The sequence below is a fragment of the Rhizobium sp. Root1212 genome (genome assembly GCF_001424985.1).
Lineage (GTDB): Bacteria > Pseudomonadota > Alphaproteobacteria > Rhizobiales > Rhizobiaceae > Pararhizobium.
This window is the reverse complement of sequence record NZ_LMDA01000027.1, coordinates 127,437-140,288: the sequence shown is the minus strand read 5'-3', so window position 1 is coordinate 140,288 and position 12,852 is coordinate 127,437. Positions and strand designations below refer to the sequence as shown.

At 63.5% G+C, this 12,852-nt stretch carries 6 protein-coding genes; 5 read left to right on the top strand and 1 reads right to left on the bottom strand.

Features of this window, described 5'->3' with window-relative positions; genetic code table 11:
* Positions 1-42: 42 nt before the first annotated feature.
* Positions 43-3,111 (bottom strand): AAA family ATPase, encoded by a 3,069-nt coding sequence (locus tag ASC86_RS23880; protein WP_056327153.1) that lies wholly within the window; start codon positions 3,109-3,111, stop codon positions 43-45.
* 260 nt (positions 3,112-3,371) lie between these two features.
* Here ASC86_RS23880 and ASC86_RS23875 point away from each other — a divergent pair, with 260 nt between their 5' ends.
* From ASC86_RS23875 to ASC86_RS23855, 5 genes are read left to right on the top strand one after another with little or no spacing between them, the layout of a single operon-like run.
* The gene (locus tag ASC86_RS23875) at positions 3,372-7,721 is read left to right on the top strand and encodes a DUF4082 domain-containing protein (protein WP_056327151.1); all 4,350 of its coding nucleotides are present in this window, start codon (positions 3,372-3,374) and stop codon (positions 7,719-7,721) included.
* Between the two features lie 13 nt (positions 7,722-7,734).
* On the top strand, positions 7,735-8,958 hold the full coding sequence (locus tag ASC86_RS23870) for a GTP-binding protein (protein ID WP_056327222.1): 1,224 nt from the start codon (positions 7,735-7,737) through the stop codon (positions 8,956-8,958).
* A gap of 30 nt (positions 8,959-8,988) precedes the next feature.
* Positions 8,989-9,285 (top strand): hypothetical protein, encoded by a 297-nt coding sequence (locus ASC86_RS23865; RefSeq protein ID WP_056327149.1) that lies wholly within the window; start codon positions 8,989-8,991, stop codon positions 9,283-9,285.
* 26 nt (positions 9,286-9,311) lie between these two features.
* Entirely contained in the window at positions 9,312-11,456 is a 2,145-nt protein-coding gene (locus ASC86_RS23860; protein WP_056327147.1) for a peptidase domain-containing ABC transporter, read from the top strand.
* Positions 11,453-12,847, top strand: coding sequence for an HlyD family type I secretion periplasmic adaptor subunit (locus ASC86_RS23855; protein ID WP_056327144.1), 1,395 nt, complete (start codon positions 11,453-11,455; stop codon positions 12,845-12,847). The genes ASC86_RS23860 and ASC86_RS23855 overlap by 4 nt, the downstream gene beginning before the upstream one ends.
* Positions 12,848-12,852 lie beyond the last annotated feature (5 nt).

Sequence of the window (12,852 nt, the reverse complement as noted above, 5' to 3'; positions counted from 1 at the left end):
CGGCGGAAATCCGCAGCTATGCCTCGAGCATCCGCGTGATCGTCAAAGCTCAAGGACAATGCCGAATTCCCTTGCGGTCTGCCGCGCCCTTTCCTGCAGAGTGACGGCACCCTGGCTTTGCGCAATCCTGAGCGCTGCCAGAAGGTCTGCCGATATCGCTGCTTCTGCACCGCCGTTCTGGCGGTTCAAAACAGCGCGGCAACGATGGAGTTCTGCAAGCCAGTAGCAATGGCCGGTTTCGTTGCTGTTTTCGATCGCGTCGCCGGCCACGGCGATGGCGGCGGCGTAATCCTGCATCAGGCCCAGGGTCGTGGCGTGCATATAGAGATAGATCGGCAAATCGCTCACCGCGCCAAGCTCATGCAGCAGCGATAGGCCTTCCTGGAACCGCGCGTTGCCGGCCGCGCAATCGCCGCCGTGCGTCTGCACCCAGCCGCCGAAAAGCTGCGACAGGCCGAAAAGCGACGGCAGGTCATGCAGTCCGGAAAGCTCCGCCATGCGCGCGGCGACCCTCGACAGCCCGTTGTGATCGTTCCGGTAGAAGGCCGAGACCGCCTCGGTATCCAATGCATGCGCCTTGCTCGGAATGTGAGAGATGCGGTCGGCAAAAGAGATCATCTCGGAAAGCGTCGCATCCGAGCCGGCAATGTCCCCCGTCAGCCACAGCGAGAGCGCCAACTGGCCAAGGCCGCAAACCTTGGCGTCATGACCGCCGAACAGGGTGCGGTTCGTGCGGGCAGCGCTTTCGTCGTAAGAATCAAGCCCTGCCCTGACCGCCGCCTGGGCCTCGGCGTGGCGGCCGAGATTGAAGGCGATCGCCCAGATACTGTGGTTGACCTGCAGCGAGATTTCGGGATCGTCGACGACCGACAGCATCGTCTGCACCTCCAGGGCGCGCTCGTGCATGGTGCGGAAATCCGAGCCCGTCAGCCACCAGCCCCAGTAGATGGGAAACCATCTGGATTGGTTTTCCATAGGCTGCTGACGCGCGATCGCGATCGCCTTTTCATACAAATCGCGGGCGGCGGAGGACCCTGCTCCGGCCGTGCCCGTCAGCACCGGACCCAAGGCCGCGAAGGCGGACAGGCGCAGCACTTGCGCCTTTTCCGCCTCGGCGATCTGCTCGCACAGCGCCAATGCGTGTTCCAGATGATGGCGGGCCTCCATCATGGCGGAACGGCTGGAATGATCGGTGCCTGTGGCGATCAAGAGATCGACCGCATCTTCCAGAAGACCGGCATTCTCCGCATGCTGCGCCAGCGCGCCGGCGTCTATCCAGTTGGCGAGCTTGTCGATCTGCCGGCAGGCGTTGAACAGGCGACGGTGCAACTCGCGCCGCTGTTTCTGCAGCAGCGTGTTGTAGATCGTTTCCTGGATCAGCATATGGCGAAAGCCGTAGGCCGCCGGCCCGCGCATCCGCATGCGGTTGAGCAGGCCCATGTCGCACAGCGTATTTGCCGCGACGATGAGGGATTTCCGGCTGAAGCCGGGCAGCATCGCCTTCAGGAGATCGAGCGTGAAGCGGGGACCGGCGACCGCGCCTGCGCGAACCACCTCCCGCGCCGAGCCGAGTTGGCTCAGCCGGGCGGCGACGATGCCTTCGAAGGCCGACAGGCGATCCGGCGGAGCCGGGTTCGCAAGCTTGACGCTCTCGGATTTCAACCCTTCGGCAGCCCATTGGCATATCTCCTCGATGAAGAGGGGAACGCCGCCTGAAATATGCTCGGCGACATCGAGGAATTCGGCCAGCATCGCCGTGCGGTGCCTTGGCCACATTCCCTCGATCGCCTGCCGCGTCTCTTCGCCCTTGAGCGGCAGCAGGGAGAGCCGCGTTGTCTCCTGCGTTCCGAGCCATGCCAGATCGGCTCCCGGCCGCGTCGTGATGACGAGCAGCACCGGAAGACGCGGCACAGCCCCCATGGCCGCCGCCAGAAGATCGCGTGATGTCGGGTCGATCCAGTGGATGTCTTCCACCGCCAGCACGATCGGGCCTTTCTTGCACATTACCTGCAGCGCGCGGAAAACGGCCTTGTGCGCCTTTTCCTGGATCGCGCCCGGATGAAGGCCGGAGAGCGCGCCATGTTCCCCGTCGGCCCCGAGCATATGAGCAAACACCTCCACCGCTTCGGCGTCGTCGATGCCGTTGCGGGCGAATTGGGACAAAACCGCCGATGTGGTGAGCCGCATCGAGGCGCCGCGGCTCTGTCCCGGCAGGCCCTGCATCAGCGGGTGCAATGTCGAATGCGCCCCATCGACCGAACACTGGAAGAAGAAGGATTTTGCCCGCCTGTCGCGCGTTATCTTGCGGATTTCCCGCAGCAGCCGTGATTTGCCGAGCCCGGCTTCTCCGTCGATAACAAGGATTTCCCCTTCCCCGGCGCAAACCTTCCGCCAGCACCTTTCGATCGTCCTCAGTTCCTCGGCCCTCCCGATGAAAGGCCCGATGAGGTTGCCGAAGGCATAGAACCGGTCGACTTCCTTGCGGTGGGGCGAGGCGCGCCACACCTTGAGCGGCGCATCGAAGCCCTTCAGCGTCCGCGTGCCCTGGAAGATGAAGGCGTGCGAGCGGCCGGCAAGGTTTCGCGTTTCTTCCGACACCAGAACGGTGTCCGGTTCGGCAAGTGCTTCCAGCCGGGTCGCGAGCGCCAGCGCCGCCCCGGTGACGGGTTCCTGTGATCTATTCTCCTGCCTTGCGTGGATCAAGGCGACAGAGGTGGCGACGCCGACGCGAAGCTGCACCTGGGGGTGGCCCTGTTTTGCGGCTGCTCCCTTGCAGGCGTCGACAATCGCGAGCCCTGCACGGACGGCGAGCGACGCGCCGTCCTTGGCCCCGAGTTCGATGGGAAAGATGGCCAGTCCGCCGTCGCCGGCGACGGTCTTCACGACGCCGGAGCAGGAAACGATGGCCTGGTTTGCCGCCGCCTGAAACGCGGCGATCAGTTCGCTGAAGTCTTCGATGTCCAGCCTGTGAAACAGGTCGGTCGACCCGACCATGTCGTAGCAAAGGGCCGATACGATACGCCGTTCGCCGCCCTCGCCGATCTGCCTGCCGGAAGCGGCAGATCGACGTGACTTTCGGGGTCTCGCAATGTCTTGACCCGACCACGGCATCCTGGCCCCCAATGTCCAACGCCCTCGGCCCCTCGGGCATCCTAAGACCTTTCCGGGGTGGATTGAAGCATAAACGGCCCTTGGAGTGGCGCCACCGCGTAAACTGCCAAGCCGAATGATCGTCATCATCATATCGGTGGATATTACCCCTGCGTCTTACCACCGATTGGTGTCGTTCATGGAGGCCAAAAACTTGGCACACTCTGGTCAGAAAAACCCCACGGGAGCGGGGTTCAAAACGGCGATCGGGGCGGTGCCGCATGTTGAGATTCACGATCAAGGACGACAACTATCTGAGCGTCTCCACTGGTTTCAACGGCGTCTTCAGCGCCGCGCCGGCAGATACGAGCGATGCACCCGCGTCGTCGAATACGGGCGACATAACATCGGTCTACCGCGCCGCCGGCGGTTCGACGCCGTCCTCGACCTTTACCGCGGATTTCGCGCCTGGCCCTGCGAAGTCCGCCACCACCGCCGGCGTGTTGTCGGCGGTGGTTGACACGAGCCCGGCCAGGAATGTCGGCGCCTCGGAAGATCGCACGATCCTCGCAAACCTTCCCGCATCCGCGATAGACACGTCCTCGCCGCAGCCCAAGGTCGTCCTGCAATCGGAATCCGTGGCGCTTCCCGTCAATACGCAAACGCCGGCCGCCCGCAGCTTCACCAGCCCGGTGCCGGATGCCGCGGTCACGGCTGCCGCCGCCCCGGCGATCACCAACAAGATCGTGCTCGAAAACATGAAGCAGGGCACGCCGCGGAGCGAATGGGCTCTCCCCGGTGAAGGCGACGGCGACGGCAACATTCAGGGCTTCGCCACCGAGATCAGCACCGATGTCGGTGGAAAGGTCGATTTCAAGATCGCGACCGACTCGAAGAATTACCGTATCGACATCTACCGGCTCGGCTATTACGGCGGCGACGGCGCCCGCAAGGTCGACAGTATCCAGAAGACGCTGGCGACGGCGCAGGTCCAGCCCCACCCCATCGTCGATATGTCGCTCGGCCTGATCGATTGCGGCAACTGGTCGGTCTCGGCCAGCTGGAATGTTCCGGGCGATGCAGTTTCCGGCGTCTATTTCGCCAAGCTGGTGCGCGAGGACGGAACATCGGGCGCGAGCATCATTCCATTCGTCGTGCGCGACGACGGATCGACCAGCGACGTCGTGTTCCAGACCTCCGACACCACATGGCAGGCTTACAACGCCTGGGGCGGCGCAAGCCTCTATTACGGCGAGGTTCCGGTCGATCCCAACAAGATGATCGGCTACATGCCGCCCAATTGCAGCTGCGGCCTCACCGCCATCGGCCGCGCATCGGCCGTCAGCTACAACCGGCCGATCATTACCAACACCAGCCCGGTCGGCGGTAGCCACGACTTCATCTTCGGCGTCGAGCACTCCGCCATTCAGTGGATGGAACAGAACGGCTACGACGTCTCGTATATCTCCGGCGTGGATGCGACCCGTAACGGCAACCTGCTTCTCAACCACAAGGCCTATCTTTCCGTCGGCCATGACGAATACTGGTCGGCCGAGCAGCGCTCGAATGTGGAGGCCGCCCGCGATGCCGGCGTCAACCTCGCCTTCTGGAGCGGCAACGAATGCTACTGGAAGGTTCGCTGGGAAAACAGCATCGACGGCAACGGCTCGGCCTATCGCACGATGGTCTGCTACAAGGAGACCTGGGGCACCAGCACCGATCCGAGCAATATCGGCACCGGCACCTGGCGCGATCCCCGCTATGCCGACCCCGGCCAGAAGCCGGAAAATGCCCTGACGGGAACGATGTTTACCGTCGACAGCTACCGTCAGGACGCGATCTCGGTTCCATCGGACTTCTCGAACCTGCGTTTCTGGCGCAACACGGATGTCGCCAATCTGCAGCCGGGCCAGACGCTGCAGCTGTCGCAAAACCTGCTTGGCTACGAATGGGATTCGGATGTCGAAAACGGCTTCCGGCCGGCCGGCCTCGTCAATCTTTCGCTCTCCAGCGTTTCCGTCGATACCTATCTGCGCGACTACGGTGCGACCATCGGCTCGGCCACGGCAACCCATAGCCTGACGATGTACCGGGCCGAAAGCGGGGCGCTGGTCTTCGGCGCCGGCACCGTCTTCTGGTCCTGGGGCCTCAATGCCAACCATCTGGGCCCGGTGACGGCCACCGACCGCAACGTCCAGCAGGCGATGATCAACATGTTCGCCGACATGGGAATCCAGCCGGCGACGATCGATGCGAGCCTGATCCTGGCGACACAGTCGCCCGATCATACCAAGCCGATCTCCTCCATCACCTCGCCTACGGTCGGCGCCTCCTTTGTCGAAGGACAGCGCGTTACCGTGACCGGCACCGCCCATGACCTTGGCGGTGGCGTCATCGCCGGCATCGAGGTCTCGACCGACGGCGGAGCAAGCTGGTTCAAGGCCACCGGCCGGGAAAACTGGAGCTACAGCTGGGTCGTCCAGGCAAGCGGCACCTACAACATCATGTCGCGCGCCGTCGATGACAGCGTCAACGTGGAAACGCCGACGACCGGCAAGCAGGTGACCGTCACGCTGCCCAGCAGCTCCAGTCTCTGGACGCTGGCCTCCAAACCGACGCAGGAGACCGTGCTCGATCGCGACGGCGTGGAACTCGGCGTGCGCTTCTCCTCGACGACCAGCGGCTCCGTCGAGGCGGTCCGCTTCTACAAGGGCTTCTATAATACCGGTGACCACAAGGTCAGTCTCTGGTCTTCGGACGGCTCGCTTCTTGCCACCGGCACCTCCACAGGCGAGTCGGTCTCCGGCTGGCAGACCGTCAAGTTCTCCAGTCCGATCCAGATTACGGCCGGCACCACCTATATCGCGTCCTATCACACCTCGGGGTTCTATTCGGCCACGAACCAGTATTTCAATTCCGACTACAGCAGGGGCTCGCTCAGGGTCGCCCAGGGCGGCGGCGTCTATGCCTATGGCAGCAACACCGTCTTTCCAGGCAACAGTTTCAACAGTTCGAACTACTGGGTCGATGTCGTCTTCAACCCGTCGGCCGTCAATACCGCGCCGGTCGCCAACAACGACAACGGCTTCACCGGCGTCCAGAACACGGCGCTGGTCATTGCCGATACGCAGGTGCTGGCCAACGACACGGATGTCGACGGTGATCCGCTGGCGGTGACCGGCGCGAGCGGGGCGGTCAACGGCTCGGTAAGCTACAACGCCCAGAACAAGACCTTTACCTTCACCCCCACCACCGGGTTCACCGGCGCGGCTCGCTTCACCTATTCGATTTCCGATGGTCGCGGCGGCACCTCCTCGGCCACCGTCAATATCACCGTCAACGCGCCTACGACTGCCGTCAGCCTGTTCAGCCCGACCGATACCCCGGCGCAGACTTCGACCAACGATCCCAACGGGGTCGAGCTTGGCATGAAGTTCGTGGCTTCGGCGCAGGGCACGATCACCGGCATCCGCTACTACAAGAGCGCGCTCGATACCGGCACCCATAGCGGCTCGCTCTGGACCACCACCGGCACGCGGCTGGCAACCGCGACCTTTGTCAACGAGACGGCAAGCGGCTGGCAAACGGTGATGTTCTCGCAGCCCGTCGCCATCACCGCCGGCACGACCTATGTCGCGAGCTTCCATTCGAACGGCAACTATGCGGTCAGCCCGAACTATTTCAACGTCAACCGCACGAACGGACCGCTGACAGCACCGTCGAGTTCGTCGAGCGGCGGCAACGGTGTCTATGCCTACGGTTCGACCAGCACCTTCCCCGGCGGGAGCTACAACGCCTCCAACTACTGGGTCGACGTGCTGTTCGAACGCTCGGCGTCGAACACCGCGCCCGTCGCGGCAAATGACCCCGGCATTCCCGCGCAGGCCAATACGCCGGTGTCGATCCAGGCTTCAGTCCTGCTTGCCAACGATAACGATGCCGATGGCGACCCGCTCACGATCACCGGTGTCAGCAACGCCGTCAACGGTACCGTCGCCTTCAACAGCCAGACGAACACCATCACGTTTACGCCAACCACCGGCTATTCGGGCGCTGCAAGCTTCCGCTATGCGATCTCGGATGGCCGCGGCGGCACCTCCTCCGCGCAGGTCTCGCTGGTGGTCGCCCCTCCCGGAGATACGCAGAGCCTCTTCTCCAGTTCGGCGACGCCGACGACGGTGACGGTGAACGACAACAGCCCGGTCAATCTCGGCATGAAATTCCAGGCAGACACTGCGGGCTGGGTAACCGGCATCAAGTTCTACAAGGGGCCGAGCAACACCGGGCCGCACACCGGCTATCTCTGGAGCGCCAGCGGCGCGCTGCTTGCAACCGCCACTTTCGCCAACGAGAGCGCCAGCGGCTGGCAGACCGTCAACCTGTCCAACGAGGTCGCGATCACGGCAAATACGACCTACGTCGTCTCCTACAGCACCAACGGCAGCTATTCGGCCACCGGCAATTTCTTCGCCAACAGCGTCTCGAACCAGAACCTGCATGCATTTTCCTCCGCGCTCAGCGGCGGCAACGGCGTCTATGCGTATGGCACGAGCGGGCTGTTCCCAGGCAACAGCTACAACAGCACGAACTACTACGTGGATGTTGCCTTCCGGCCGCAACTGGCAGCTTGAACGAGAGGCGCGCATGACAGGCATGGCAGTTGACGATCGGCTTCCCGTAACCGTCCTGGCGGGATTTCTGGGTTCGGGAAAGACCACGATCCTGAACCACGTGTTGAGCAATCGCGACGGGCTTCGCGTGGCGGTCATCGTCAACGACATGAGCGAAGTGAACATCGATGCCGACCTCATCCGCGATGGCGGCAGCGATTTCCTTCGCACCGACGAGACGTTGGTCGAACTCAGCAACGGCTGCATCTGCTGCACCCTGCGCGACGATCTCTTGAGCGAGGTCCGCAGGCTCGCATCGGAAAAACGCTTCGACTACCTGCTGATCGAGAGCACCGGCATTGCCGAGCCGCTGCCGATCGCCGCCACCTTCTCGTTCCGCGACGAAGCCGGAGCCGCGCTCTCAGATATCGCACGGCTCGATACGATGGTTTCGGTGGTCGATGCGGTGAACCTGCTTTCCGACTATTCCAGCACGGATTTCCTCAGCGATCGCGGCGAAACGCGCGACGATGCCGACATGCGCACGCTGGTCGATCTGCTGGTCGAGCAGATCGAATTCGCCGACGTCGTCGTCATCAACAAGATTTCCGATATCGGGCCGAAAGAGCGCTCCACGGTGCGGGCGGTGGTTGCCGCACTCAATCCCGATGCGCGGGTGATCGAGACCGATTTCGGGCTTCTGCCGCTCGATGCGATCCTCGATACGTGCCTGTTCAGCGAAGCCAAATCGGCCCGGCATCCGCTCTGGCACAAGGAACTCTACGGCTGGGGAGATCATACGCCCGAAACCGAAGAATACGGCATCAGCAGTTTCGTCTATCGGGCGCGCCGTCCCTTCGATCCCGTGGCGTTCCAGCAGTTTCTCGACACCGACTGGCCGGGCCTCATCCGCGCCAAGGGCCATTTCTGGCTGGCGACCCGTCCCGAATGGATCGGCCTGATGTCGATTGCAGGTATCCAGCGGCGGGTCGAAGCCAAGGGGTTCTGGTGGGCGACGGTTCCGCGCGCCCACTGGCCGCGTCACCCCCAGTTCAATGCCCTCCTCCAGCGCCATTGGAGCAGCATCTGGGGCGACCGGCGGCAGGAGTTGGTCTTCATCGGCATGGGGCTCGAGGAGGACAAGATCCGCCAGGCCCTGGATGACTGCCTGACCGGCCATGAAACAAGCTTCGATCCGCACCTCGGCCGCGGGCTGCCCGATCCCTTCCCGCCATGGCACCACGTTCACGCTGCCTGATTTCTCTCGAACCCAGCTACGGAGACCGCAATGACCCAAGAACTCTATGCCGATGGCATCGGCGAAATCACCGTTACCGGCACGATCGTCAGGATCGACATGATGTCGCTTTCGGCGACCGAGCGGGATGCCAACAACAATCCCCGCCCGGCCTTTCGCCAGCGGATCATCATGCCGATCGATGCCTTCGCCAATGCCGTCGACCTGATGCAGAAGGCGCTGAACGGCCTCGTGGACGCCGGCGCGATCCGCCGCCTTGCTGAGGTGCCGCCGCTCGCGGTCAGCGATGCGGAAGGCGCCGGCAATATGTCTCCCAATTTCAACTGAGCAGGCATGAGATCGCGGGTGCTGACATGACGACATTTGCGCATACGAACCTCCAGTGTCTCGCACTCGCAGCCCGCCACCACGGCATAGATTTGTCGCCGGAGCGGCTGATGCACGATTACGCCGTCGGCGAGGAGGCCGTTTCTACCCGGCAATTGCTCCGTATGGCCAAGGACGCCGGACTGAAGGCAAAGAATGCGCAGCTGACATGGACGTCGCTCTTTCACCTCGGCGGCGCCTATCCGCTGCTCGCGGAACTCGAAAACGGCAACTGGGTGATCGTGGCCGATGCAACCGGCGAAGGCGAGGATGCCCGCGTCAAGGTGCTTGACCCCTTGGCGAAGCGGCCGGAATTCCTGATCCTCAGTCAGGAGCAGTTCACCAGAAGCTGGCGTGGAAACGCCATTCTGGTGAAGCGCAACTACCGGCTTTCGGATGCCGACCAGCCCTTCGGCTTCCGCTGGTTCCTGCCAGAGATCGTCCGCCAGCGCAGCCTGCTGCGCGACGTGGCGATTGCCGCCGTCGTGCTTTACGGGCTCGGGCTTGCGACGCCGATCTTCTTCCAGCTGGTCATCGACAAGGTGCTGGTGCACCAGAGCTATTCGACGCTGCTGGTGCTGACCATCGGCATCGCGATCGCGCTGATCTTCGACGCGACCTTCACTTTCCTCCGGCGCTACCTGCTGCTCTACGCCACCAACAAGATCGATATCCGCGTCGCGACCCGCACCTTCGGCCATCTCCTCAACCTGCCGATCGCGCTTTTCGAACAGGCCTCCGCCGGCGTCCTCGTCAAGCACATGCAGCAGACGGCGCGTATCCGCGAATTTCTGACCGGCCGCCTCTTCCTGACTTTGCTCGACGCCTTCTCGCTGCTCGTCTTCATCCCGATCCTGCTTCTCTACAGCGTCAAGCTGACCCTTGTCGTCCTGGGTTTCGCGACCCTTGTCGGCCTTGTCGTCATGGTGCTCGTCGGGCCGTTCCAAAGGCGGCTGCAGGCGCTCTACCAGGCCGAGGGCGAGCGGCAGGCGCTGCTCGTCGAGACGGTGCACGGTATGCGCACCGTCAAATCGCTGGCGCTGGAGCCGCGCCAGCGGAAGGTCTGGGACGACCGCTCGGCCGAAACCATCTCTGTGCGTTTCCGCGTCGACAAGATTTCTACTGTCGCGCAGGCGCTGACCGGATTGCTGGAAAAACTGATGAGCGTCGCCATCATCGGCCTCGGCTCGCTCGACGTGTTCAGCGGCGCAATGACCATCGGTGCGCTGGTGGCCTTCAACATGCTGGCCGGTCGCGTTTCCGGCCCCCTGGTGCAGATCGTCACCATGGTTCACGAGTATCAGGAGGTGGCGCTCTCCGTGCGCATGCTCGGTGAGATCATGAACCAGAAGCCGGAGCAGTTCGGCCGCGGCCGCGGTATCCGGCCGGAGCTTAAGGGCCGGATCGATTTCGACAAGGTGACCTTCCGCTATGGCAGCGATGGTCCCCCGGCGCTCGACGACGTCTCCTTCACCATTCCGGCCGGCTCGATTTTCGGTGTCGTCGGCAAGAGCGGCTCGGGCAAGACGACGGTTACGCGCCTGATCCAGGGGCTCTACCAGAACCAGCAGGGCATCATCCGGGTCGATGGCTACGACAGCCGCGAAATCGACCTGTCGCATCTGCGCACAAGCATTGGTGTCGTGCTGCAGGACAATTTCCTGTTCCGCGGCACCGTGCGGGAAAACATCGCGGCTGCAAAGCCCGATGCGAGTATCGAGGATGTCATCGCGGTCGCCCGCATTGCCGGCGCAGAGGAATTCATCGAGCGCCTGCCGCGCGGTTTCGAATCCATGCTGGAGGAAAACGCCTCCAATCTCTCCGGCGGCCAGAAGCAGCGGCTGGCGATCGCCCGCGCGCTGATCACCGATCCCAAGCTGCTCATCCTCGATGAAGCCACCAGCGCGCTCGATCCCGACAGCGAGGCAATCGTTCGCCAGAACCTCAGCAAGATCGCCGCCGGCCGCACGGTCATCATCGTCTCGCACCGGCTGTCCACGCTGGTCGATGCCGATGCGATCCTGGTGATCGACCGCGGCAAGATCGCCGATCTTGGCCGTCACGACCAGCTCGTGTCGCGCTGCATCACCTATCGCCACCTCTGGAGCCAACAGACGAGGCAGTCCGCATGAGCGACGACCCGAAAAACCTTCCCGTGCCGGTTCCCCAACCCGCGAACGAGATCGTGCTCCGGCGCCCGCGCCCGGCGGTGATTGCGGAGTTCCAGTCGGATGCGGTCGAGCTTGAGGAGCGAGTGCCGCCGCGCATCGCGCGCCTGATGCTCTACGGCGTAACATCCTTCATCCTGATCGCCATCGTCTGGGCCTCGGTTTCCAAGATCGACGAGGTGGTCATCGCCCCCGGCAAACTGATCACCACCCGGCCGACGATCGTCGTCCAGCCGCTCGAAACCTCCATCATCCGCACGATCGACGTGACCCCCGGCGAGATCGTCAGGGCCGGCCAGCCGCTGGCGACGCTCGATGCCACCTTCAGCCAGTCGGATGTCGACCAGCAGCAAAAGAAATTCGCGGCTCTCGACGCACAGGTCAAACGCATCGAGGCGGAGCTTGCCGGCGTGGACTATGCGACGCTCGCCGGCCCCTCCGCCGATGAACTGCTGCAGGTGAAGCTGTTCAACCAGCGGCGCGCGTTTTTCGATGCCCAGTTGCAGAATTTTCGGCAGCAGATCGACGGGCAGGCGGCAGCGATCACCTCGGGAGAGAAGCAGCAGGTGGTGCTCGCCGACCGGCGCGAAAACCTCGTTCAGATCGAAAAGGCGCGCGAAACCCTGTTTCGCAACGATACGGGCTCGCTCGTCGCGTTTCTCGGCTCGCGGGATGCCCGCCTCGACGTCGATTCCGACCTGACGGTGCTGCGCGGCAAGGCAGACGAGGCGACCCATGCGCTCGCCAAGCTCACGGCCGAGCGGCAGGCCTTCATCGAGGACTTCCGGCGCTCGTCGATGGAGCAGTTGGTCGAGCTGCGCGCCCAGCGCGACACCGCCGACGAAGAGCTAAAGAAGATGGAGCTGCGCCGCAACATGATCACGCTGACGGCGCCCTCGGATGCCGTCGTGCTCGACCTTGCGCAGCGCTCCGTCGGCTCCGTCGTTCGCGAGGCCGAGCCGATCGTGCTGCTCGTACCGCTCGATGCGCCGCTGGAGGCCGAGGTTGCCGTCAATACGCAGGACATCGGCCGCGTCGCGCTCAAGATGGACGCCCGCATCAAGCTGGATGCCTATCCGTTCCAGAAGTTCGGAACGGCATCCGGCGCCATCCGGGTGATCAGCCAGGATGCCTTCACGCCGACCGATGCCGACAAGGCCGAGGGCCGTCTGGTGCCCTTCTACAAAGCGCGCGTGCTGCTTTCGGATACGACCCTTCATACGACAGGGGAGCCCGTGCGGCTGCTGCCGGGCATGACCGTTTCGGCCGAGCTGAAGGTCGGCCGGCGCACGGTGATCTCGTATTTCCTGTATCCGCTCATCCGCGGCCTGGATACGGCGATCCGCGAGCCCTGAAACGG